A 24,462-nucleotide genomic window follows, 5' to 3' on the forward strand; every position below is an offset into this window, starting at 1 on the left:
TGAAACACCCGAATAAAAGGCTTGCCTTCCGTCAGGAGGCAAGCCTTTGTTTTTTTAAAAGAAAAAATGTTTGCTGCTGCTTCAGTTTTCCAAATGGGTCCGGGAGGACAGCAGTTCCTCGATTTCCTGAGAGGTCCGGCATTCAAAACATCTGCGGCCAACGTCCGCTTCCTCATCGGCGGAAATGTTCAGGATGGAATGTTTGACGCGCAGCAGCGATTGGGGAGACATGCTCAGATGGCTGACACCCAGATATGCCCAAATCGGGATCGAGCGTTCATCCCCCGCCATTTCCCCGCAAACGCTGACCTGAATATTGTGGAAGCGGGCCGCATCCACGGTCATTTTCAGCATGCGCAGCACCGCCGGATGGAAAGGCCGGTAGAGGTGGGCGATTTTTTCGTTCATGCGGTCGACGGCCAGCACGTACTGCACCAGATCGTTGGTTCCGATGCTGAAGAAATCGCATTCGGCGGCCAGCAGGTCCGCAGAAGCGGCGGCAGCCGGCACCTCGATCATAATGCCTACCGGAATCTCCCGGCTGTACGCAACCCCGCGGCGGTCCAAATCCGCCATGGCTTCCTGGAGAATCAGGTTGGCGTCCCGGATCTCCTCCACGGAGGTGATCATCGGATACATGATTTTTACGCTGCCGTGGGCGCTGGCTCTCAGAATGGCCGTCAGTTGCGTCTTGAACAGATCGCGGCGGTCCAGACTGATCCGTATGGCCCGGTAGCCAAGAAACGGGTTATCCTCTTCAGGCAGCGGAAAATATTCGAGCTGCTTGTCGCCGCCGATATCGAGCGTCCGGATCACCACGGGATGCGGACCGGCATGCTCCACCACCCGGCGGTAAATCTCGTATTGTTCCTCTTCGCCGGGCAGCTCCGTCCGGTCCATGTAAATGAATTCGGTCCGGAACAGGCCGACACCCTCAGCCCCGTGTTTGACCGCCAGTTCAAACTCCTTGTAGGAGCTGATGTTGCCCGCCAGGTGAAAATGCGCGCCATCGAGCGTAACCGCGTCTTCCTCGGCCAGCAGCTGCAGCTGCTCTTTCCTGCGCCGCAGCTTCTCGGCCACGATCGTATGCTGTTCGATAATTTCCGGCGACGGATTGATGTACAGACCTCCGCTGCCGCCGTCGATCACCAGCAGATCGCCGGTCTGAATAATCGGGTCCAGCCGGTTCTCGAACCCGGAAACAAGCGGAATGCCAAGCGCCCTGGCCATAATCGCCGAGTGGGACGATTTGCCGCCGACCATCGTCACCATCCCCAGCACATGGCTGGGATTCAGGTGAACCAATTGAGAGGGCGACAGCTCATGGGCTACCAATATGTAAGGCTCATTATTTTTGGGCAAGGTCACCTCGGGTGTCCCCAATAAATGCTTTAGCAGGCGGTTGCCTACATCCTTGATATCCAAAGCCCGTTCTTTCATATATTCATCGTCCAGCAAATCGAACATGGTGACAAAATGGTCGATGGCTTCCTTGACGGCAACTTCGGCCGCTTTGTACTGCCGTTCGATAATGCCGCGAATTTCACTCATAAAGACCGGATCTTCCAAAATCGCCAGATGTGCATCAAAAATCGTGGATTCTTCCTTGCCGACCATCTGCTGAATTTCATTCCGAATTTCTTCAATCTCATGTCTCGAGGTAATGATGCCTTCCTGCAAACGGTCGAATTCCTTGCCGAGATCAATCGACTCCAATTGCCGGTCCTGAACGTCCATTTCCCAGGCGGGCAGCACAAAAGCCCTGCCTATGGCTACGCCAGCAGCAGCGCCAATCCCTTGTATCATAATGCACTCAGACCCCTTCATGTGTGCAGTTGTTATATGTTTTCTCTTTCTACCCTAGTTATGGTAACTTTCGACCACCCAATTGTCAAAGGAAAAAGTAATGGAGATCGTAAGTAGTTTATCCACCCGCCCCCCAAAAAAGTACAAAAAAAAGAATCCCGAAGGATTCTTTCATAAAAGGGTTCCGCTTTTCGGCCTGGTCAGCACCTGGCATAAAGAGTCTTTTTCAAGTCCGTTAAAGACCGGCCTTCCCTCCGCGCTCTGGCTTCAGAATCGCGTCTTCAACCTTGATGCAGCGGTCCATGATCACGTTCAGACCGGCCTCCTGTGCGATTTCAGCCGCCTGCTCATTCGCGATGCCAAGCTGCAGCCAGAGGGTCGTCGCGCCCACCTCCACCGCTTCTTTGGCGATGTCCGGCGTAAATTCGCTCCGCCTGAATACGTTAACGATATCAATCGGCTCCTTGACGTCTCTTAAAGAAGGGTAACACCGTTCTCCCAAAATTTCTCCCTGCACGGAGGGATTAACGGGAATGATCCGGTACCCCCGCGCCTGCATCGCCTGGGCGACCATATAGGAGGTCCTGTCCGTCTTATCGGACAATCCCACGACGGCAATGGTGCCTGCCTGTTCCAGCAAGGTTTTAATCTGCTCCCTGTCCGGGTTTGCAAATGCCATACGGATTCCGCCTTTCCTGTTTAAGCGGCCCCTGGGCCGCTTCAGGGTAAATGCTTCCTGCAGTTCTTTCAACTGCTCTTCCAAACTACTGATCTTCCTACTTATTCTTTTACCCATTCCACAGACCCGCCAAGCGCGGCAATATGTTCAAAGAACTGCGGGTACGACTTGGCAACATGGTGGGCATCCTTGATGACGATCGGATTACGGGCGCGCAGGCCGACTACGGTCAGCGCCATAATGACCCTGTGGTCGAAATGGGCATCGATCGTGGCTCCGCCTTCCACCCCGTAAGGTTTGCCGTGTACGATGATTTCGTCCCGCTTCTCTTCGACGTCGGCCCCGGCTTTTCTCAGCTCCGTGACGAAATCGGTAATGCGGTCGCATTCCTTGTAGCGCAAGTTCTCGACGTTGTAAAAACGGGATGTGCCTTCTGCGAATACGGCAGCCGCAACCATGGCAAGTACGGCATCCGTTGCAGCGTCGCCGTCAAATTCCACCGCGCGGAGCTGATGGTTGCCCTGCACGCGCACGCTGCCGTTCTCATGGCGCAGCGGCGTGTTCATCATCTGCAGCACGTCTACAATGGCGCGTTCGCCCTGCTTGCTCCGCTCCTCCAGACGATGTACCGTCACGTCTGAGCGGGTAACCGCAGCCGCCGCCAAAATGGCTGCCGATCCGGGATAATCGCCCTGTACGACGTAAGTGCGTGCCTGGTAACGCTGTTTGCCCGGAACTTTAAACAAGGTATAATCCGGCGCAGCGTCCACCTGAATGCCCGCCTGCTCCAGCACCTCCAGCGTTTGGCCGACGACAACCCTGGATTTCAAATCGCCGGTAACGGTAATCTCGCTGTCTTCCTCAAGCAGCGGCGTCAAGAACAGCAGCGCGCTGAGATACTGGGAACTGACTTCGCCGGAGACGGTGATTTTCCCGCCTTTCGGCTTGCCTCCGCGAATCGTGATCGGCAGGCGCCCGTTCTGATGTTCAACCTGGACGTTCATCTGCTCCAGCGCCTTGATCAGATCGTCATGCGGACGTTTGCCCAGAGAGTCCGGATAAGTGTTCACAAACGTAATTTCCGGCGATAACGCCGCGATCGCCATCAGAAAACGGAGCACGGCTCCGGCGTTGCCTACGTTCAGCTCTTTAACGGAACTTAACTTGCCGCCAATACCGGTAATGACAATTTGTTCATCGGTTTCTTCCAGAACGGCTCCCAAATCGGCAATACAGCGCCGCATGGCGTCGCTGTCCTGACTATGCGCCGGATAACGGACGATGCTTGTTCCTTCCGCCAGCGCTGCCGCCAGCAGGTATCTGGTCGTATAATTTTTAGATGAGAGCGCCTGTATTTCCCCTTTAAGCTCCGGGGTCGGCCTTACGATCATATCCATAATAAAAAAGCCCCTTCCACCAATATGATTAAACGCGTTGAAGCATTAAAATATGAGCCGCTACTTGTTCAGGCTCCAATGCGGACGTATCGACGGTGCAGTGGGCAAAATCGTACGCATTCCTCCGCTCCTCCAGCAAACGGAGGATTCTCTCCCTGGCTCCTCCGGCCAGAAGCGGACGATTGCTGTCTTCGCCCACCCGCCTCAATATCGTTTCGGCGTCGGCCTTGAGCGCAACCACCCAGCCCTTGCCGAGCATCAGCTTGCAGTTGTCCGGGTTCAGCACCGCACCGCCGCCTGTGGCGAGGATGACCGGTTTGTCCTCCAAAATGCGGGCAAGCACGGCCGATTCCAGCTCACGAAACGCGGCTTCGCCCTGACGTTCAAAGATTTCGGGAATCGGGCAGCCTGCGGTTTTGACGATTTCCGCGTCGAGATCGACCAGCTTTTTGCCGGTCTTATGCGCAAGCAGCTCCGCCACCGTGGATTTGCCGGTTCCCATCATACCGATAAGAATCCAGTTTTCCTGCTCCGGCAATATGACGCACCTACCTTCTGCTGTTAACATTTTTCATATCATATCACAAAGTCTTTAAACCTGGCATCCTTTTACTGCTTTCGGCAGTCAAACGCCTTTGGCCCTATAATTCTCGGCCGCATATCGGCTGGCTTGTCTATAAAAAAAGCGCCCGAACGGCCCTTAGGCCGTCCTGACGCTTTATCCGCTGCTGTAAAGAAGCAGGACCGGTTACGGTCGCTTATTGCGCTGCTTGAGACACAGCGAACGATTAGAACCAGTGATGGTGGAAGACGCCTTCTTTGTCCACCCGCTTGAACGTATGCGCGCCGAAATAGTCGCGCTGTGCCTGCAGCAGGTTGGCCGGCAGACGTTCCGTGCGGTAGCTGTCATAATAGGACAAAGCGCTGGAGAAGCCAGGTACGGGAATGCCATAGGAAACGGCTGTGCCGACTACTTTGCGCCAAGCGTCCTGGTAGCTTTCCACGACGTTTTTGAAATAGGAATCCAGCAGCAGGTTTTTGAGCTGCGGATCGCGGTCGTAAGCGTCTTTGATGTTCTGCAGAAACTGCGAACGGATGATGCAGCCGCCGCGGAAAATCATGGCGATATTGCCGTATTTCAAATCCCAGCCGTATTCGTCGGAGGCGCTGCGCATTTGCGCGAACCCTTGGGCGTAGGAAACGATTTTACTTGCAAAAAGCGCTTTGCGCACATTTTCGATAAATTCCGTCTTGTCGCCGTCAAAGGATTTAGCGGCCGGACCGCTCAGAATTTTGCTAGCCGCGACCCGTTCTTCCTTCATGGCAGACAGGAAACGGGAAAATACGGATTCGGTAATCATGGACAATGGAACGCCGAGATCAAGCGCGCTTTGGCTTGTCCATTTGCCGGTACCTTTTTGACCCGCAGCATCCAGGATGACATCCACCATAGGTTTGCCGGTTTCTTCATCATATTTGGAGAAGATGTCGGCGGTAATTTCGATCAGGTAGCTGTCGAGCTCGCCTTTGTTCCATTCAGAGAACGTTTCATGCAAGGCTTTGGCATCCAGACCCAGCACGTCCTTGAGCAGATGGTAAGCTTCGCCGATCAGCTGCATATCGCCGTATTCGATGCCGTTGTGCACCATTTTCACATAATGGCCGGCGCCGTCTGGACCGATATATGTACAGCAAGGGTCGCCGTTCACTTTGGCCGAAATAGCGGTCAGAATCGGCTCAACCAGTTTATAGGCGCTTTCCTGACCGCCTGGCATGATGGCAGGACCGTGCAGGGCTCCTTCTTCGCCGCCGGATACGCCGGTTCCGATAAAGCGGAGGCCTTTAGCTTCAAGCTCTTTGCTGCGGCGCTGCGTATCCGGGAAAAAGGCATTGCCGCCGTCTATGATAATATCGCCTTCATCCAGATGCGGAACAAGCTGTTCGATCGTTGCGTCAGTAGCGGGACCGGCTTGTACCATGATCAGAATTTTGCGCGGGGTTTCCAGGGATGCGACAAACTCTTCAATCGAGAAAGTGCCGACCAGGTTTTTGCCTTTTGCTTCTTCAAGCAGGTCGTGTGTCTTCTGAGGGGAACGGTTAAATACCGACACGGTGAACCCTTTGCTTTCGATATTAAGCGCAAGGTTTTTACCCATTACGGCTAGTCCGACAACGCCAATTTGCTGTTTAGACATTTTTTCTCCATCCTTTGCGACATGATTTTGGTTCCAATTTGATTCCAATATTATCATCTTCAAATGGTAATATCCACTTAAGGGAGGCAGGCTTCATCAAATTAACATAAAACACCCCTGGAATTTAAATTCCGAGGTGTTTATGCTTGCAATTTTCCAAATTTGCCCCTTACCTGATTCAACCGGTATTATTTCCATTCCAGCTCCATAAGATTACGCCGGATCCGTTCCAGAACTTTCTTGATCGCTTCCGCTTCCTCCTGATCGCCTGCCTCCAATGCCGCGTGCAGCTTATCCAGCTGTTCATCCATGGCGGCCAGAAGCTCCTCCGTCCGCGTCTCCGACAGCCTGGAATTAAACATTCTCGTCATCTTCGCCATGCTGGGCACCGGATCTTTCTGATAAAGCACTTTGTGCTCCATGCCGGAAATTTCGACCTGGCGGATCACTTCGCCGAACAGGATATTTTCGATCAGGATTTGTCTGTCCTTGAAACGTTTAACGACGGCATGGCCCCGCAGGTCCCCGATCAGCTTCTCCAGCCATTCCGCCAGCTTGGCGTCTTTAATTACGTAATCCCCCACAAGCTTATACCCTTGACCCAATCGTTCAAACCGTAGCTTGGTCAGCTTGCGGCCGGTTCTAACGGAAATGATGAAAATCGAATCGTTTTCGCTCCAATACAGCGAATATCCGTCCTGAATCAGGTCCCGGATCAACTGCTGCAGGTGCCGGCGCTCGAAACGCAGATCCAGATTGCAGTACTCGACCTCGTAGCTCTTGTTCACGGCACGCCCTCCTCTGGCGTTTTGCATGGACGCAAAACTTGGTTTCCTCACAGCCTTAACAGGTTTTTACAATATCTTATACTCCATCCTATGTGATGGTAACTTGGATTAATGATTATTTTTACCCGGCTGAAGGCCCGCAGACGCAGGCGAAACGGGGGCATCCCCATTTAAAGCGCCTGTAAATGGAAGAAGCCTGGCCGGAACCCGGCGGGCTTATGTTATAATCGGGATAAGCCCCGCATTAGCCGGGCCCGATTTTTTACGCATTCAGGAGGCTAGTCCCATGTCAATAGCAGGTTTTTCAACGCAGGATTTCGATACGATGGCCATCCCGGGGCTGGAGCCCCGCATGGAGGCCCTGATCGCTAACGTACGTCCGAAGCTGGAGGGAATCGGAAACGAAATTAAACCGTTCCTGTCCGCGCTGACCGGAGACGAAATGTTTCCGCACGTCGCCAAACATGCCCGGAGAACAATTAATCCGCCAAACGATACCTGGGTGGCCTGGAGCAGCAGCAAACGCGGCTACAAAGCGCTTCCCCACTTTCAGGTCGGCTTGTTCTCTACCCATCTGTTCATCGTATTTGCCGTCATATACGAAAGCTCCAACAAAGAGATTATCGGGCGGTATCTGGAGCAACATGCCGCTGAAACCAAATCCCGGGTGCCGGGCGAATTCTACTGGTCCATGGACCACATGACGCCGGGAGGCAAGCTGAACAGCGAGATTACCGAAGAAGAACTGGCCGAAATGGGCAGGAAGCTTCAGAAGGTAAAAAAATCGGAAATTCTGTGCGGTCTCAGCCTTCCGCGAACGTCCGGACAACTTGAAAACGGCGATGGACTTGCCGATTTGATCCGCAGCACCTTCGAAACGCTGCTTCCTCTTTACAGAGTTTCTTTCTGATCCTTGGACAACCCCATCTGGGGAACCTCAGCGCAGGCGGGCCTTCGGCCCGCTTTTGCGGTTTAGGGCTCCGCTTGCCGTCTTCGGACGGACAGCGGGCTCTTTTTCTATAACAGGCACGGGTCTGGAAAGCCAAAGATGGATAACCAGCAGAAGCCCCATGGACCCGGCGCTGACGAAAAACGGAGCCGAGGGGCCAAAAAGATCCCAAAGTTTGCCGGAAATGATCGGCCCCAGCACCATCCCGCAGCCCTGTATCGTCAGGAACAACCCCCACACCGTGCCTTTTTCCCCTTCAGGCAGCTGTTTGGCGATCAGCGTATCCCAAGTCGGAAGGATAAGGGCATAACTCACCCCGATGCAGACCACCAGAACCCATACCATAGGCAGATCCCGGAACAAAGCCAGCCCTAATATAGTGAGAAAGGCGAGCAGGAAACCGGTGTTCAGGAACAGGCGTGTTCCGTATTTGTCCGCCAGCCTGCCGACCGGAATCAAGCCCAGCACCGTTACCGCTCCGCCGGTAACCAGCAGCGCGCTGAACATGGCCGGAGAAAGCATCAGCACCGTCCGAATATAAAGCGTAACGATCGGCGTAAGCAGCCCGACCGCAAAGGACTGGAGAAACAAAGCGGGATAAAGCAGCCTGCTGACATGCAGATGGTTTCGGATTTCCGCAAAGGTTTGTCTGAGATTGGTCCCCAGTCCGCGAATCCCTCCGGACAACAGGGATTGTGACTCCCGGGAAGGAGGGGCCGAAGCGAATCCGGCTTCCGCTTTCCGTCTCCGTTCCCGGCTGATGCCGGGAAGAAGAAACGCCAGCAGCAGGGCCGCCGCAAGACAGCCGAGCAAAATCCAGAACACTTGCCCGTAAGATTTGCGGATAAACAGGTTAATGACCACGGGGCCAACGCCGGTTCCGCCCAGCGTGGACATCTGGATAACGCCCATAGCCGTGCTGAAATTCTGTTTGCCCTGCGTCATTTCCGTAATTCCCATCAGGACGCACGGCCATAGAGGAGCTGTTCCTACCCCCAGCAGCGTGCAGCCCAGGCCAATGATTACCGCATCTCTCCCCCAGGCGATCAATCCCACGGCGCCCAAAGAAAGGACAAGCCCGGACAGCATGGTAAACCGGAAGCCAATCCGTTCGACCAGCCACCCCGCCGGACTGCGAAAAAAATTGTCTCCTATATATTGCAGCGAAAGGGACACCCCGATGGCAAACGCCGACAACCCGAGCACGCTTCCCATATAAACGGGCAAAATAGTGACCAGAAGTGCGCTTTTAACGACTTCGATCAGGAACATAATCAGCCATAAACAAATGAATGTCGGTGTCAGAACCTTTTTTCCCAAACCTTTGACCTTCATATGCATCTTCTGTCCAACTCCCGCCTGCGTAAAATGAAAAGCCCTTCCTTATTATCATTCTGCCCCCCGGCCAAGGGATTTTAACCCCTATTTTTGGAAAACCGCGGCCGGCATAAAAAGGGAGTCAAGCTTAGGCCTTGCATTCCCTACTCTTTTTGTTATACTCAACTTTGTTTATATTTCATTTCAGAAAGGCAGTGACGGCCAATAATGGATCACAACCGCACGCCGCTCTTCACCGCATTGAAAGCCCATGCGGCCGGCAAGCCCGTACAATTTCACATTCCGGGCCACAAAACAGGACTTGGAATGGACGAAGAATTCCGTGAATTTATCGGCGATAACGCCTTGTCCATCGACTTGATCAACATCGCTCCCCTGGATGACCTTCATCAGCCTACGGGTGTAATCGAAGAAGCCCAAAAGCTCGCCGCCGACGCCTTTGGCGCGACGCATACTTTTTTCTCCGTACAGGGGACAAGCAGTGCCATCATGACGATGATCATGTCGGTATGTTCTCCCGGCGACAAAATCATTGTGCCGCGGAACATTCATAAATCCGTTATGTCCGCTATTATTTTTGCAGGCGCCAAACCGGTATTCGTTTCGCCTGCTCAAGACCACAACCTGGGCATTGACCACGGCATCACGACTTCATCGGTCGCCCGGGCGCTCAAGCGCCATCCGGACGCCAAAGCCGTTCTCGTCATCAATCCTACCTATTTCGGGGTAGTCGCCCATCTGGAAGAAATCGTCGAGCTCGCGCACAACCACAGCATCCCGGTGCTGGTCGACGAGGCGCACGGAGTGCATATTCATTTCCATGAGGAGCTCCCTGTTTCCGCCATGCAGGCGGGCGCGGATATGGCCGCTACAAGCGTGCACAAGCTGGGCGGTTCCATGACGCAGAGCTCCGTGCTGAATCTTAACGCCAGAAACGGCTTGATCAACCCGCAGCGCGTGCAAACGATCATCAGCATGCTGACCACGACGTCCACTTCTTATCCTTTGCTGGCTTCCCTGGATGCGGCACGGCGCAATCTGGCCCTGAAAGGCCACGATTTGCTGACTGACGCCATTGGACTGGCCGGTTATCTCAGAGACGAGGTCAACAAAATCGACGGCCTATATTCGTTCGGCAAAGAAATTTTAGGCAGCGAAGCAGCTTATGAAATGGACCTGACGAAAGTGACCATTCATGTGCGCCACCTTGGCATTACGGGGTATGAAACGGAAAACTGGCTCCGGGAACATTACAACGTTGAAGTTGAGCTTTCGGACATGTACAACATTTTGTGCCTGGTAACTACGGGGGATTCGCGCGAAACCATCGACACCCTGCTCCGTGCGCTGCGGGACCTCTCGGAAACCTACCATCAGAAAGGCGAAGTCAAAGAGCTGGTTGTCAAAACGCCGGAAATTCCGCAGCTCTCCCTCATTCCGCGCGATGCCTTTTATGCCGATACGGAAGTCATTCCCTTTAAAGAATCGGCCGGACGCATCATTGCCGAATTCATTTACGTCTACCCGCCGGGCATTCCGATTTTGCTGCCGGGCGAAGTCATCACCCAGGAAAATATCGATTACATCGTGGATCACGTAGAGGTAGGTTTGCCGGTTAAAGGACCGGAGGATCGTTATATCAATAACGTGAAGGTTATTATTGAAGCTGACCCGATTTTCTGATCCGGCGAAAGCAGCAGATCAAGCGAAAGCAGTTGCCATATAAAAAGGCTCCCCGGACCGGGGAGCCTTTCTTCTTGGTTGGGTTAACCCGACCGATTATGAACTTAGTCCTGCGAGGCTACAAGCTCGTTGTAAGCTTCTTCCACGCGTGCCCATTCTTCTTCGTCTTCAATGTTGGTCAGGACCATTTCTTCGTCCTGTTCTTCAAGGCGCAGGATGATGCCGTCCGCTTCAGGGTTGTTGCGTTCCAGCAAAAGGGCATAAACGTTTTCACCTACGTCAAACGTTTCTACCAGCACCATTTCCACGTCGTTGCCTTCTTCGTCAGTCAAAGTTAACACGAACTCTTCATGTTCGTGGTCGTGATCATGATCGCAATGCTCACCGTGTACATGATTGTGATCGCTCATGGATTCTACCTACTTTCGGTCATTTGTTAAACAGCCTTTCGTTACCATGGTATCGTAACATTTTCCAACATAGAGGTCAATTTAAACAACGTGGGGCTCCCCTGTGCGGATCTGGCCTTTCAGTCAGGTTAATTTATGGCTGTTATCACTTTTTGCGAGATCAGCGTATAATCGTCGTCTCCCGCGGCCTTCATATAAAAGCCGACCGAATATTTTCCCGCCGTTTGAAATTCATAAGTGAAATCCGAGGTCCGGAACCAGAAATTATCCTTCTGGTCTTTCCCAATTTCCTGGGATTGAATGGACTTCACGGAACCGTCAGGGGCGGTAATCGCCACCTTGATGGAACTGATATCGGTCGTCAGGCTGTCGATCTGGCAGAATACATTAAACTTCAGCTTCCCTACATTTACATTGCCAAAAGGGGTATCCCCCTTGAATAAAAAAATGTGCACATTCGGTTTGTTGAACTTGACCGTCTTTGTATCATCATTGTAAGTGACCATACCGCCGAGTTCGCGGATCGGCACATACGTTTTGCCGTCAATCGTATAGGCTCCGTCCGAAAGCTCACGGCTGTTGAACAAAACTCTGATCTTTTGCGACGTACCGTCTGCATACAAAAGCGTGCTGCCTACCAGGGAAAACAAAAGCACAAAAGCCGCCGTTCTTTTCCATCCCATGCGTTATCCTCCTATCTATCATCGCTGTTGCTTAATTATACGAGCCCAGGAGAACACGAGTTGCGGTGAAAGAAGGAAAAACATCTCATTTTTTCGAGATTGGCGGCTTGTTGGCCGTTTCATCCGCTATCAACCGGAACATCTTCCATAATATAGGAAATAAACATCTCTATCGCCCCCCTACATCCGCTCCGGCGCCGGCAAACCCAAGGTGTCCAACACTTCCTTAAGCACATCATTAAAACGTCCGGTGAGCCAAAGACGGAATTCCTTTAGTCCTGTTGGGGCCTTCATGATCGGGCAAACGCCGTAAAAATGGTTGAACAGCGAACAGAGCTCATACGCATATCCGCAGATCAGGTGCGGAGCCAGCTCGCGGGAGGCCTCCTGCAGCAGTTCGGGCCAGGTTGCGATCTGGCGGAGCAGGGCATGTTCAGCAGGGTCAAGAGACGCCGGCCAAGACGCCGGGACCGCAGCAGAATCGTTTTGAATTCCCGGATGCTCAGAATCCGAATCCCCCTTGTTCAGCACGCTGAGGGAACGCGAATACGTATAAAGCAGGTAAACACCCGTGTTGCCCGAAATCTCGGTAGCCTGCTGCAGGTCAAATACCACTTCTGTCTGCAGATTATAACGGAGCAGATAATACCGGATGGCCGCTGCCGCGATTACCCGGCTCGGCAGTCCGTCCTGGTCGGGACGGCTGGCGGAAATGACCTGTTCCATCCGGCCCAGCAGGGCGGAAATTTTCATGCCGATTCCCTGCCTGCCGGACATGGCATAGGAGGATTTTCCGTCCGAAACGTCCATCCCCAGTTCCATAGCGGCATTGCGGCTGAGTGAAACTACGCCGTAGCTGACATGAAGCAGACGCTCCGCCTGCTCTTTGTACCCCATCAGCTCAAGCGACTGCCGGACCATCGCCTGCGGGTATTCCTGCCTGCGGTCTATGACGTTAATGACCATCCCGGCTTGACCAAAGGTTCCTTCGGCCCCCTGTCTCGCCGTCGACCAAACTCCGTCCGCAAAGGGAGCATACCGGAACTGCCTGCCTAGCAGTCCAAACTTCCACAGATGATAGGCAATGTCTTTAGCCGTATAAGTTAAAATCCCGTTGGAGCGCACCAGCACCTTGTCTAACGTATGCGCGGAATTTTCCTCCTCAGGCGCTTCTTTTCCCGGTACGTTTCCGGACCGATGACCTGACTCGTTCCCTAGTTCAGCCTCCGGCTCCATGGACTTCAGAATCCAGCACCCCGCCAGCTTGCCCGACGTTTCCTTGCTAAAACTCGGCGTCTGCTGCAGACGTTCGAAAGCCGCATCCCAAAACCCTTCCCGGACTATGTTGCTTTCCCAGACGAGCAGGTCATAATGAATGCCGAACTCCCGCATCTCCTCCAGATGCTCCCGAACGATCTGCGAAGCCGTGATGAAACCAAGCCAGGCCAGATTCCCGTCGCCCTGCTCCAGACCGTGCAGGACCTTGGTACGCTCTGCCGTCAGCTCCGGGCTGTCATCCCATTGCTTATGCAAACCCGAATAAACATCCCAGCAGAAGTCGCCGAATCTCGTGTATTCGCCGTTTGCCGGGTTGTGTAAAAGCCCCACTACCGTATCGGCAAGCTGGTTGCCCAAATCGTCGATGTAGTTGTGCACTTCCACCTCCGCCCCGGTTTTTCTGAGCATTCTCACCAGCGTATCGCCAATGCAGGAATTGCGCAGGTGCCCGATATGAGCGGATTTATTAGGATTGATCGAGGTATGTTCCACAACGATTTTTTGGAAAAATGGCTTCTCCGGCTGTACCGGCGTCCCCGCCCATTCGCTCCAGTTGATAAATAGATTGATAAAACCCGGCGCCACGGCTTCAATTCTGGACACCAGCCGTTCCTGCCTGGCCGTCAGCACGGCGCAAATCTGCTCCGCCATTTGCATCGGCGAACGTTTGAGCAGCCTCGCCAGCTGCATAGCGATGTTGGTGGAAAAATCCCCGTGCTCAAGCCTTGAGGGCCGCTCGACCTGAACGTTCCATACCGGACTGTTCTCTCCTTTTCCCGCTTGTTCCTCCGAACCCAACGGGTCAAGAAACACGAAGGCCTCCCGTACCCCCGACTCCACAAATTGCTGCACCCATGTGTTTAACATACCGAAGTCCCCTTTACCGTTAATAGAATGAACGCAAAAAATCCCCGTCTCTTGGTAAGAGACGAGGACAGGGACTCGCGGTGCCACTCTTGTTGCCGTCGCCGGACAAAGTTAGCGTTTAATCACTCCTCTGAACGGTCAGGCCGCTTGAACAAATAACGGTTTGCGCCGGGGCGGCCTACATCTTGCACTTGTTCGGCAGCCCGTCTCCCGGGTCCGCTTCGCCGAATACCCCCGTACCGGCTCCCACCCTCCCGGCTCGCTTGAACGTTGGTGTTTCGGTTACTCTCCCGATCCACGACTTTATCTAATGATTTCTGAACATTATAAAAAAGACCGGCAGAAAAAGCAACCTTAAAAAGTCTACGTTTCTTATGAGGATGGATTCATGCAAAAAGGGCATCCCGGTTTTAGCCGTCATGCCCTTTTGTTTCTATATAAATAGTGATTGGAACGGGCTATATTAATCAAAAGCCCGGCAGCGCATCCAGATTGTTTGTCGGATCGCCGTCCGCGTCCCCGCGAATATAAAATTCGCCGTCTCTGCCTTTGAACGTATTCACGCCGGCAATGGCTCCGGCCTGCACTTCACGAAGCGCCTCTTCGTAGTTCAGCACCCGGCCGCTTGACGTTTTGAAGGCGGTCAGATCGCCGTCACCGTTTTTTTGAACCGCAATAAAGGTTTCTCTTGTAGGCAATGCCATCATCATCTCTCCTTGATGTGGAATTTCCTTATAGGAAGGATAACCTTATTCTGTCCGCAAGCTGGCAGATTATGCGGGGAGTTACAGCTTTTTCTCCATCCGGTGATGCAGGATGCCCGCGTCGTCAAACGGCTCCTTACTGATGATGGCATACCCCAGCTTCTCGTAAAAAGGAACGGCATGAAGCTGTCCGTCCAGCACCGCTTTCTCAAAGCCAAGCTCGCGGGCCAGCTCTTCAAGGCCAATCATCAGCACTTTGCCGATGCCTTTGGAGCGGAAAGCTTCGCGAACCGCAACCCGCTGGATTTTAGCGGCATTATCTTTGTAATAAGTAATCCGGCCAGTTGCCGCATACTTTCCATCCTGCTCAATCAGCAGATGATGGGCATCGTCCGCGATATGATCAAATTCATCAATTTCCAGCTCCACGGGAACTTTTTGCTCCTCCACGAACACTTCTTTACGGATTGCCAGGCAGTTTTGCAACTGGTCTTCGGTTTTAACCGGAATAATTACTGCAGCCATTATAACAAAAGCCTCCTATGTACGAGTTCAAGTTGAATTATTATACATAAAAATGCGGCTTCTGTACATGTCCGTCCTGTCCGCTAAGGGAGCCTGAACAGCTCCGACCCGTATACGTCCGCTTCTACGGACTTGTCGTAAACGTCGCTGATTACCGGCAGCTCGGAGGAATCCCCATCGTCAGCGGCAGACTGGATTTCCAGCGTTTCTTCGCTGCGGGCCATCGGCTGGCAGCCGGTCAAGCCTAACAGCAGCCCGGCCCCTACAAAAGCAGCTGCAGCTGCTGTAATTACCCGGCAGTATGGGTTCTTCTGCTGGTTCATGGCCATTCTCCTTCCATTTCTTGTATTTCCAGTGTTCGCTGGAAGGAGAAGGATTATACCTCTTCGATGTGGCCTGTTTGAACCCGCAATCGAATTGTTTTTTACGTAATTTAATAAAAAAACCTTGAAGCGTAGGCTTCAAGGACATGTAAGGCTGGCGTAAGGATTTGCCAAACAACACTCGCGTTTCTCCTCTTCTACATTTTTGATTTGCCCGTTAATAATCTCTGCGGCATTGGGGGAATTGTAGATTTCGAGTTTTGAATCAATCAGGTTTAGATTTTCATTCAGAGCCTCTATATCGGCTACGATTTTTTTTCGGTGTTCCCGGAGTATGCTTTTTCGTGATTCGATCGTACTCGTACCCTCCATGCAGAAATCAATATATTTTTTTATTTCTTTGATTTGCATGCCCGTATTCTTTAAACAGCAGATCGTACGAATCATAGAGAGGTCGGAATCCGTAAACATCCTTCTTCCCGACGCATCCTTCGAAACAAAAGGCAAGAGTCCTTCTTTATCATAAAAACGAATCGTAAATATGGATAATCCCGTTGTATTGGCTACATCTTTTATAGTATAAGCCACTTCTAAAACCCCCTTCGATATAAATGGCAAAAAAGCTTGACCTAGATATAACTCTAGGTACTAATCCTACTTTAATGCAAAACGTTTTATTTTTAAAGGGGTTCTCAATATTGGGCGGGCCGACAGTTGAAAATCGAGAGGATACTAAATAGGAAGGTATGAAGCGAGCGCTTACGATGCAGAGCCGATCTAGAGCAAATGGTATTGATGATTCTAGAAAATAAAGATGATTCTAGAAAAAGCAAAACCCTTGAAGCGTACGCTTCAAGGGTCTCTCGTATAGGACGGATGGGGATCGAACCCATGACCCCTACCCTGTCAAGGTCATTTTATACTTATTTTAGTTTCTGTTATATTGCCATTAATCCTTATAAATCAAGGATTTTAGAATAATGGAACACGTGACCTATTATGAATTTCCTGCATTTAACATCATTTTTCACATCAAATTCACATCAAATTTTTATTATCATTTGAAAATTAACTGGTCAAACTTCATTTTTGTTAGTCCTATCGTTTAAAGGGATATAAGTTCCGTTCTCTATAGCGCGGACAATTGCATTTATACAGAGCTGATGAATAAAGTCTTGAGTTTCTTTTGGAAATTGATCCAGACTTATGGGTACTGTATTGTTTTTGTTGATAGATAATGATTCAAGTTTAACAATACTGTTCTCCTGTTCACGCAGTGCTATCCATTGCTCTATAACTTCATCCCTAAAGAAAATCTTCTGACCTATTCTAAAATGAGGTATCTCTTTCTTCCTAACTAATGAATACATCGTACTTGTGGAAATTTTTAATTTCTTAGCAGCTCCCTCAACCGTCAATGTCTCCATAATTACCTCCAAATTTTCATTTAGATTGTCAGGTTAGAATCATTCTGCTCTCATCTGTATTTCTCCTTTTTTCTCGTTTCAATCCAGGCGGATAAAATCAGCCTTATCAACCCGTACAGACCCGTCAACCTGGAAGCTAGGAATACCTCCAATGACAGGTGTCTCTGGAACAATGAGTAGTACACTTGGGTTCCTGAGACCCCATATTGGGCTATATGACCTGCGGAAAGATTCTCCGGTAATCTTCAATGGTTAAGTTTTTCTTTTCAGGTATATATATCCCCCTCCTTGTTTACACCATTAAATCGACTTTTTAAAAGTACTTTTTTGATAATTTTTCCTGGCATTCTTTCCACTCATATAAATTCATATAATTATCCCAGTTCTATATGTATTAACTAAAATTCTATCTGGTAATAATATATTTATTAATAATACTATTATATTTATCTACGCGAGAGAGCACCTAAATATTATTCCTTATGTAATTAAAAACCCGCTGACAGTTAAAGTTCAGCGGGTAAGTTATTTATGATTACTACTAAAATTCATCGAGTTTAAAAAACATATTTAAGTATTTATCATTACTCCAACCCAGTTTTTTAAAAGCATGATGGAAATAAAAGGGGATTGAACTCGGTAAAGCCTCAAGAGTCATAAATAGACATCCCGAATGTTTGGCTAATTCACAACCTAATTCCAAAGCTTCTAAAAGTAGATATCTCCCAAGCTTCATATTTCGATAACGTTCGTCAACCCCCAGATAATGAAGTTTTAATGCTGGAAAAAATAAAAAAGGGGGCATGTTAACATATTTATGCTTTACTCTTTGGCGTTTACTTAGCATCATAATATCGTTATAAACAGAAAAATACCCGACTAAATTCTGATTCTCATCAAAATATAGGCGGGTACGTGCCATATTTAACTGATGATAACTAAAAGCCTCTTCTCTGAGAAACAGAGCAACATCAGGCTCATCAGAACATTGGAAATTTTCAATTGCATCTATATGGCTGTCGTTGATGTACTCCCATTTAAGTTTCAGAGTCTACACCTTCGATCTTTTATGTTCCTGCATCAAACTTCTCATACGTTGCATTGGTTGTTCGTATGATTTTGTTTTTTGAGAAGCATAATTTTTGAATTTTTGCGTCTCCGTAGCATTTGTAGGTGTAATTTTTGTCGGTCTAATAGGCTTCGTAGCATTCGCCATTTTCATTCGACCTCCCCTAGTTTTAAAACGCATATAATCCACCACCCTTTAGGTAAAGAGTGTTCCTCTAACCAAGAAATATATGCGTCTGTTTTACAAAAAAATGTAATACAGTCATTACAATATATCATGTTTAGGTAAAAAAATCAAAATATTGGACATATTCTAATTAACGATCTTAAACGTCTTTGTTTTTTTGAGTATTCTTTTTATCTTCTTCTCTAATTTTATCAATTATAACTTGAGCCAATGATTTATCATTTTTCTTCAAAAAATTATTTTCAGGTTTTTTATTTGAGGGTAAGTTAAAAAAACCTGTTTGCTTTTTTCTTTCAACATAGATTGTGGCATTCATTTAATCACCTCGATAAATAATTTTGGAAAAATCCGTTATTAAGATCCGGAGAAAAATAGTGCTTCCTTTTAATCCATATGAAGCCATCCCCCTTAGATATTACTGCCACATCTATTGGGCCGCCTACTGTTTCACGCTCAGTAGACATTTTGCGCTTAATGGAAGTTAGATTAACTAAAGCTTCGGCCATTGCAGCCAGCTCTTCTTTAGGTAAAGATGAGACTGTTTGAATAACTGGATTAGAGTAACGTTCACTAATAAGGCCATCAATTCTGCTTCTAATGGCTGTATATATACTTTCTCCGTATTCCTTTAATTTGGCCATTTGCTCTTCACTCAATTTTTCTCCAAGTATTCCCTCAATTCCTGCTGGATACTCATTTACCAGAGTATGAAATGCGGATTTTATTTCATTATTTAAGTCCGGATCCATACCAGACATAAAGGAATGGACCATTTCCTGTTGTGCAAAAGGTACTATAGTAGCTGCACAGTTCTCGCCTACCTGGGCTATATGGTTCACCTTAAACTTAAGTAACCCATTATAAATGCCTTCAACCTCATAACAGTATAAAGAAGGAAATATTTCATCTTCCCCAAAGCCAGCAATAACTATTCCTGTGGACTCCTCGTCCTCTATAACCTTTGAACAGAGACATGAAGCAATATAAACTAGACGTAAGATCGACTCTTCATCTACATCAATATTTACATTTTCATCAATCACTTTAACAATTTCATCATAATATTTATTAAAAAACCAATCAGTAAAGCTGTTATCGAAACCTTCACTAAATTCTAAACCTGTAAAGTAGACAAATTGCTCATTCACACGAGTGTCAAGAATCTCTTTTACTTCATCAGCAGTGGGCACTCTCTGATTGAACTCATCAAATATTGCCTGATTTGTTTCTGAGAGAAAGTTCACAAAGTAAGCAAGAAACTTAGAAGTCACATGGTTTTTCTCAAGATAATAACTTTTTAATCTTCCATCTTCGGTTAAATAAGAAAGGAAATCAGTACAGTATTCATTTAATGTTGAGAATTTATTTTCTCCTAATTGTTTACGATAGATCTTTATAATCGTCTCCCAAGGAGTCCTCATAAAATCTGCGTTACCATATATCATAATGCCAACAGGATGAAACTTAGATAATGAGAATAATTTTTCAGCTGTGTTAAACACTTTATGGGAGCCAACTGATACCGCACTATCTGCTGCTAAAGCAACTCCTATTGTATTAAGCACTCCTATTTCCGCAGTCATAAACTTCCTCCTAGTATTATGGTTACATAACCAAAATACGACAAAGGACCTAAAATATCCTTTAAAGCAGACATTATTTTGCTAAAGAAGTTATTTTTTTAAAAAAATATCTCTCATTATATAGTGGCAACCATATGTCACGCTCCTTCATAAAGCTATAGCTACATTATTTTCTTCAGAAAAGTTCGAATAATAAAAGTACCTATATATATAGATCGTCATTAAGAGCCTTTTAAATTACTAAAAAACTTAAAGTTAACTCCCAAGGAAAAATATTTGATCAATAAAATAGGCCAAGCAATAAAATAAAAGATCTTCCTCATCCGGGAAGACCTTAAAACAACTCAGTTAAATAGTGATAATACCTCATCTATTTGATCTATAGCTTTGTTATAAGCAGTCAAATTCGCTTCATATTCGCTAATCTTTTTGCTTTGGAATTCAATATCAGATTGGTCCTTTCTCTCCTCGGCTTCCTTAAGCCACTTCTTCCTTTCAGCAATTCCTGCCTCAGCGGATGGAATTGCATCATTAATATAATAATCTCTAGTTTGGATAAGTTCTTCTTTACTCTTTCCAGAATACGGATTACCTGAAGATGTGGCGCTTATTGATCCTTTAGTGTTAATAGTAACTGTGTTGTTATCCAATAAAATCTTTCCCCCAATCGCATCTGAAAAAGCCCTTGCAGGAACATTTGTAGTATTGTTTATTAACACCCCTTTAGTATTTAGTGTTTTACCGTTTATAACTACGGTTACCTCTCCAGTTACTTTTTGGCCAATTAAGCTTTTAACCTGCGAAGCAAACGCACTTCCGGAAGTAGCAACAATGATCCCTAGTATAAAGCCGCTAAGTATATAGGCCCATTTTTTCATGATTCGATTCCTCCGTTGGTATAATTATCCTTAATATACCATTACGGATATTAATTTGTTGAGTTACAATTCATCAACCAAACACTGCATTTTTAAGTGCCGTAAGCAACGATTCAACATCGCTTATTTCTCCGATGCTCACCTTACTTCTAAATTCAGCCGGCCCAGATACAATAGGTGCACCCTGGAGTCTTATTGGATTCCCCGTATTATTTGATCCAATAAATACATCGTTACTGAATACAGTTAATTGACCAGAAGACTGATAAGAGTTAATTTCACCTGCAAACCCACCGCCGGGTCCAAAAAATGAAATTGCCGCTATATCATCATTTGAGCTCGATGTGATTCTAATTCGACTATTATTTGAAGAATCAAAAGTATTAAAGCCTGCATTGTTTATTTCAATTCTACGGCCATTTGCTGCGGTTTTCAGAACAGATCCTATAATATTAGATCCTGTAATATTAGTACCGGTGATATTCGAACCTTCAATATCAGTACCTTTGATTGTGGACGCTGTGATTGTTCCAGAGAATGTTCCATCAACCCCCACAAGCGTTCCGGTAAATGTTCCTCCAGCTGCGTTCAGATCTCCACCGAAATAGAAATTTTTATTCGGCAAATCAAACCAAAGTCGCTTTTCACCTTCTACAAAGAACGTCATTTCATCAGCGTTATATGCTCTGTTATAAATGTCAGCGATTCTTATTTCTCTGCTATCTATTATAACTGATGTTTGTTTTACAATCCCTGCTTCAGTTATGAAGAAAACTGCCAACTCTCCACCTATTTCCTCGTTTGCCACCGAGTTATAAACGTATTGATACATCTCCATAACGTCATTGCCGCCTAAGCTCCTGTAATACTCGTATAATGAGTACGCTTTGGAATTCGTCTCTCCAGGCCCGACTATAGCAGTCTCTAACGTATTTCCACCTTGTCTTTTTACTATTCGGCAATCGTTTTTAGAGTTAATGCCATACAATACTGCTTCACCGTTCTCAAATGTGCCAATCATAAACATTGCGTGAGCTGTATTTCCAATAAACTCTGATCCGTATTTGTGAATAAAACGAGCTTTATGCTTCATCGTAAGTAGCTGCAGGTTTTCTATGGTTTGGCATTTATCTGGTAGTGCTTCGAATTCATTAATAACCCTTGTGGTTACATCTGCACTCCCCCCCATGAAAATGACCTTATTTCCGATCTGTTTGATTTTGGATACATTTCTTCCTGTAGAATAATGTTCTCCGTTGATGTTGATCGATTCCCGTGAATCTCCAGACATGACCAACATGCAATTTTGAATCATAGCAAAACATAGACTCATATATTTTCACCTCATAACCTCAAATTTCATTTAAAAATCCTAAAAGGGGTCAATTCATGTTTTGTCAATACCACACCCCCTATAGGAATGCCCCGTGTGTTGTTCCAATGTGGACACTACGGTCTTCATAACGGTCTCCATCAGTTTAAGAAGGGGGGGGCCTATATAGACCCCACACAGTTAATTTGATGTGGACACTACGGTCTTAAAGGATTTTCCGACTGTAATAGGTCACTTTAAATTCTGCTTAACGTTACTTTTCCACATATCAAATTGATGATCAAAGATTTTATAGGCGCTATTTAAGAACTGATCCACTGAACCAAATGAATTAGGATTTAACTTTTCTTTCGTACTATCAGAAACATAGGGAGTGAGCGATCTTAGAATACTTTTAAACTCTAATCCCTTTTCTTTCCCATGTTGATTAAATTGCTTTATGATAGCTTCAAGTTCATCAGCACGTTTGACTATATCTTTAAATGCAGGCTCTAACTCTTTTACGCATTCGGCTATATACTCCTTACGTAAGTCGTATACCTGACTATATACTGTCTCGTTATTGGCTTCTCTTAATTTAGTCTTTTCAGTTTCTATTCGATTTAACATCGTTGTAGCTGCTTGATATTTACTGTTTATTTCAATTAACTTGTCAATGTCTTTGACACTCGTTGACTGCTCAAGCTTCTCTTTTTGGGACTCTAATTTTTTAATGTAGTCCTCGATCTCAATCTTTTCTTTATCAGAAGCTAGGAACGGTTTTTTGATTCCTTCCACATACTGTTGAATCTTAGTTAATGTTTTCATATCTATAACTTCCCTTCTTGTAATTTTAATAATTTCAACTTAGCTTTAGTTTCTTCCCGACTAGAATTATCAAATAATATTCCATCTATGAAACCTAACTTTAAAGCCAGTTGAGGTGTTAGCCATGTTTCTTTGTCCATCATTTTTAGAAGTTCTTCTTGCTTCATCCCGCTTTTCATCCTGTAAGCATTAGCTATCGTTTCATTTGCAAGTCGTAAAACTTCAGCTGTATGTTCCATATCTCTGTAATCGCCAGAGGATCTTGTTGATACGTTATGAATCATAATCTGAGCGGTTGGGGCCATTAATACGTTGTCCCCGGCCATTGCAATAACACTCGCTGCGCTGGCTGCAACACCAACAATCTTTACAGTCACCATACCCTTATAATCTCTCAAAGAGGAATAGATTTCTGATGCTGAAAATACATCCCCTCCTGGCGAATTGATTTCAACTTCCAAGTCCTTTCCGTTACTTTCATTAATTACCGTTCTTACTTTTTTAGGACAAGTCGCTTCCATACCTAGCCATTCATAGACGCTATAATCACTGTTTGAGACGATTGGACCACTAACATTAATCTTTGTCATTAGATTCCTCCGTTCAGTCAACTTTCTTTTTCTTGAGTCTTTCCAATTTTGCTCGTACATCATCTTTATGAGTTTTGCTCTCTAAACGGAAACCTTTCCAATCCGTCTTAGCCATTTGATCAATCCTATTAACAATTTCCTTCTCTTCTTTTGTCACAGTCTGAGTTTTCTTTTTCTCAGCAGCCCAACGCTCCAAATAGACAATTTGATCATCCGTTAATTTCTTCATTAGAATTCACTCCAATCTCATATTAGGTAATTTTGTTTTCCATAAGTCCCTTCCAAAAATCAAAATCGTTGAGAGGCTCTGTATCCTCTCTTGGCTTTCCTCTGTTCCTGATAATTTCGTACAAGGAATTTAGTCGCTTCATAAACAAATCCAAGTCTTCAGGCTTCTTTTTGCTGTATTCGTTAAATATCAGCCTAAGCAAGGTTTCAAGCGTCCCGATTCTTGTTCGGTCTGTAGCAATCGTCATTACGTTTTCTTCCAGTCGAATTTCAAAGTGCTTCAATGACTTGTTCAAGCGATCAGTCCTTTCTATAAGTGGTAAGGTCACGTCTCTTATGCTTTAAATCTTTTCTTCTTTGTAACGAAGGAAATATATTTATGAGCTTGTTGTAAGGCAACGTCATAAGGGACATTTTCCACAATGGGCTTTAAGGAGATAGACTTTCCCTTACCCGGTTGCCATGTCTCGCGCCATGCGCTCCATTTATTAGTTCCAAGCATGATAAACACATGACTGCCGGCGTTGTACTGTGCCTCATACGCTTCTCCTGAAATTAGAGGAAGGAACCCTGCCGCTTTAGCAACCTTGTCCATTCTTTCAAACTCATTAGCCCGAATAATCTCATTTGCTGTTGGCATGATTCCCTTCCTTTCTTAAATGATTTTAGAGTTAACGAATTTAACGAAATAACGAATGTAATAGGATAAACCCTTATGCCTTAAGGCTTTCAAGGC

The 24,462-nt window shown here is 47.1% G+C and carries 26 protein-coding genes and 1 other annotated feature; of the genes, 2 read left to right on the top strand and 24 right to left on the bottom strand.

Features of this window, described 5'->3' with window-relative positions:
- Positions 1 to 81: 81 nt before the first annotated feature.
- From ptsP to AC3ZPD_RS06110, 6 genes are all read right to left on the bottom strand, one after another.
- The gene (ptsP, locus tag AC3ZPD_RS06085) at positions 82 to 1,806 is read right to left on the bottom strand and encodes a phosphoenolpyruvate--protein phosphotransferase (protein ID WP_490983365.1); all 1,725 of its coding nucleotides are present in this window, start codon (positions 1,804 to 1,806) and stop codon (positions 82 to 84) included.
- Between the two features lie 235 nt (positions 1,807 to 2,041).
- Positions 2,042 to 2,485, bottom strand: a complete 444-nt coding sequence (locus AC3ZPD_RS06090; protein ID WP_490983366.1) for a CoA-binding protein — start codon at positions 2,483 to 2,485, stop codon at positions 2,042 to 2,044.
- Between the two features lie 101 nt (positions 2,486 to 2,586).
- Positions 2,587 to 3,882, bottom strand: coding sequence for a 3-phosphoshikimate 1-carboxyvinyltransferase (aroA, locus tag AC3ZPD_RS06095; RefSeq protein WP_490983367.1), 1,296 nt, complete (start codon positions 3,880 to 3,882; stop codon positions 2,587 to 2,589).
- A gap of 28 nt (positions 3,883 to 3,910) precedes the next feature.
- Positions 3,911 to 4,420, bottom strand: coding sequence for a shikimate kinase (locus AC3ZPD_RS06100; RefSeq protein WP_490983368.1), 510 nt, complete (start codon positions 4,418 to 4,420; stop codon positions 3,911 to 3,913).
- 250 nt (positions 4,421 to 4,670) lie between these two features.
- Positions 4,671 to 6,077, bottom strand: a complete 1,407-nt coding sequence (gene gnd / locus AC3ZPD_RS06105; RefSeq protein WP_490983369.1) for an NADP-dependent phosphogluconate dehydrogenase — start codon at positions 6,075 to 6,077, stop codon at positions 4,671 to 4,673.
- 188 nt (positions 6,078 to 6,265) lie between these two features.
- Positions 6,266 to 6,865, bottom strand: coding sequence for a YkzI domain-containing protein (locus tag AC3ZPD_RS06110; protein ID WP_490983370.1), 600 nt, complete (start codon positions 6,863 to 6,865; stop codon positions 6,266 to 6,268).
- Between the two features lie 286 nt (positions 6,866 to 7,151).
- Here AC3ZPD_RS06110 and AC3ZPD_RS06115 point away from each other — a divergent pair, with 286 nt between their 5' ends.
- Positions 7,152 to 7,775, top strand: coding sequence for a DUF1054 domain-containing protein (locus AC3ZPD_RS06115; protein WP_490983371.1), 624 nt, complete (start codon positions 7,152 to 7,154; stop codon positions 7,773 to 7,775).
- Between the two features lie 27 nt (positions 7,776 to 7,802).
- Here AC3ZPD_RS06115 and AC3ZPD_RS06120 read toward each other — a convergent pair whose 3' ends face one another.
- Entirely contained in the window at positions 7,803 to 9,155 is a 1,353-nt protein-coding gene (locus AC3ZPD_RS06120) for an MFS transporter (protein ID WP_490983372.1), read from the bottom strand.
- Positions 9,156 to 9,359: 204 nt separating this feature from the next.
- Between AC3ZPD_RS06120 and AC3ZPD_RS06125 the strand changes: the two genes are divergently transcribed.
- Positions 9,360 to 10,835: an aminotransferase class I/II-fold pyridoxal phosphate-dependent enzyme gene (locus AC3ZPD_RS06125; RefSeq protein ID WP_490983373.1), complete on the top strand. Its 1,476-nt coding sequence runs from the start codon at positions 9,360 to 9,362 to the stop codon at positions 10,833 to 10,835.
- A gap of 104 nt (positions 10,836 to 10,939) precedes the next feature.
- On the opposite strand, the gene AC3ZPD_RS06130 is transcribed toward AC3ZPD_RS06125, so the two are convergent.
- The 17 genes from AC3ZPD_RS06130 to AC3ZPD_RS06210 form a co-directional block, all read right to left on the bottom strand.
- Positions 10,940 to 11,245: a DUF1292 domain-containing protein gene (locus tag AC3ZPD_RS06130; RefSeq protein ID WP_490983374.1), complete on the bottom strand. Its 306-nt coding sequence runs from the start codon at positions 11,243 to 11,245 to the stop codon at positions 10,940 to 10,942.
- Positions 11,246 to 11,373: 128 nt separating this feature from the next.
- Entirely contained in the window at positions 11,374 to 11,928 is a 555-nt protein-coding gene (locus AC3ZPD_RS06135) for a stalk domain-containing protein (protein WP_490983375.1), read from the bottom strand.
- Between the two features lie 180 nt (positions 11,929 to 12,108).
- Positions 12,109 to 14,073 carry an arginine--tRNA ligase gene (locus tag AC3ZPD_RS06140; protein ID WP_490983376.1) on the bottom strand — a complete coding sequence of 655 codons (1,965 nt, stop codon included), beginning with the start codon at positions 14,071 to 14,073 and terminating at the stop codon, positions 12,109 to 12,111.
- Positions 14,074 to 14,127: 54 nt separating this feature from the next.
- Positions 14,128 to 14,380, bottom strand: a binding site (T-box leader).
- 160 nt (positions 14,381 to 14,540) lie between these two features.
- The gene (locus AC3ZPD_RS06145) at positions 14,541 to 14,777 is read right to left on the bottom strand and encodes a DUF3892 domain-containing protein (protein WP_068696307.1); all 237 of its coding nucleotides are present in this window, start codon (positions 14,775 to 14,777) and stop codon (positions 14,541 to 14,543) included.
- Positions 14,778 to 14,858: 81 nt separating this feature from the next.
- Positions 14,859 to 15,302 carry a GNAT family N-acetyltransferase gene (locus tag AC3ZPD_RS06150; RefSeq protein WP_490983377.1) on the bottom strand — a complete coding sequence of 148 codons (444 nt, stop codon included), beginning with the start codon at positions 15,300 to 15,302 and terminating at the stop codon, positions 14,859 to 14,861.
- Positions 15,303 to 15,385: 83 nt separating this feature from the next.
- Positions 15,386 to 15,625: a hypothetical protein gene (locus AC3ZPD_RS06155; protein ID WP_490983378.1), complete on the bottom strand. Its 240-nt coding sequence runs from the start codon at positions 15,623 to 15,625 to the stop codon at positions 15,386 to 15,388.
- A gap of 138 nt (positions 15,626 to 15,763) precedes the next feature.
- Positions 15,764 to 16,213, bottom strand: a complete 450-nt coding sequence (locus AC3ZPD_RS06160; protein ID WP_490983379.1) for a MerR family transcriptional regulator — start codon at positions 16,211 to 16,213, stop codon at positions 15,764 to 15,766.
- Positions 16,214 to 16,701: 488 nt separating this feature from the next.
- Complete coding sequence (locus AC3ZPD_RS06165) at positions 16,702 to 17,052, bottom strand: helix-turn-helix domain-containing protein (RefSeq protein WP_490983380.1); 351 nt, start codon at positions 17,050 to 17,052, stop codon at positions 16,702 to 16,704.
- A gap of 541 nt (positions 17,053 to 17,593) precedes the next feature.
- Positions 17,594 to 17,974, bottom strand: coding sequence for a GNAT family N-acetyltransferase (locus tag AC3ZPD_RS06170; protein WP_490983381.1), 381 nt, complete (start codon positions 17,972 to 17,974; stop codon positions 17,594 to 17,596).
- Positions 17,975 to 18,446: 472 nt separating this feature from the next.
- Positions 18,447 to 18,623: a hypothetical protein gene (locus AC3ZPD_RS06175; protein WP_490983382.1), complete on the bottom strand. Its 177-nt coding sequence runs from the start codon at positions 18,621 to 18,623 to the stop codon at positions 18,447 to 18,449.
- A gap of 4 nt (positions 18,624 to 18,627) precedes the next feature.
- Positions 18,628 to 19,890, bottom strand: coding sequence for a hypothetical protein (locus AC3ZPD_RS06180; RefSeq protein ID WP_490983383.1), 1,263 nt, complete (start codon positions 19,888 to 19,890; stop codon positions 18,628 to 18,630).
- A gap of 344 nt (positions 19,891 to 20,234) precedes the next feature.
- Positions 20,235 to 20,768 carry a stalk domain-containing protein gene (locus AC3ZPD_RS06185; RefSeq protein ID WP_490983384.1) on the bottom strand — a complete coding sequence of 178 codons (534 nt, stop codon included), beginning with the start codon at positions 20,766 to 20,768 and terminating at the stop codon, positions 20,235 to 20,237.
- Between the two features lie 73 nt (positions 20,769 to 20,841).
- The gene (locus tag AC3ZPD_RS06190) at positions 20,842 to 22,101 is read right to left on the bottom strand and encodes a hypothetical protein (RefSeq protein ID WP_490983385.1); all 1,260 of its coding nucleotides are present in this window, start codon (positions 22,099 to 22,101) and stop codon (positions 20,842 to 20,844) included.
- Between the two features lie 231 nt (positions 22,102 to 22,332).
- The gene (locus AC3ZPD_RS06195) at positions 22,333 to 22,908 is read right to left on the bottom strand and encodes a hypothetical protein (protein WP_490983386.1); all 576 of its coding nucleotides are present in this window, start codon (positions 22,906 to 22,908) and stop codon (positions 22,333 to 22,335) included.
- 2 nt (positions 22,909 to 22,910) lie between these two features.
- On the bottom strand, positions 22,911 to 23,498 hold the full coding sequence (locus AC3ZPD_RS06200) for a head maturation protease, ClpP-related (protein ID WP_490983387.1): 588 nt from the start codon (positions 23,496 to 23,498) through the stop codon (positions 22,911 to 22,913).
- Between the two features lie 13 nt (positions 23,499 to 23,511).
- Positions 23,512 to 23,727 (bottom strand): hypothetical protein, encoded by a 216-nt coding sequence (locus AC3ZPD_RS06205; protein WP_490983388.1) that lies wholly within the window; start codon positions 23,725 to 23,727, stop codon positions 23,512 to 23,514.
- Positions 23,728 to 24,060: 333 nt separating this feature from the next.
- A complete protein-coding gene (locus tag AC3ZPD_RS06210) occupies positions 24,061 to 24,366 on the bottom strand; it encodes a hypothetical protein (protein WP_490983389.1) in 306 nt (101 codons plus the stop codon).
- Positions 24,367 to 24,462: the final 96 nt, after the last annotated feature.

Source organism: Paenibacillus mobilis, from assembly GCF_058267595.1.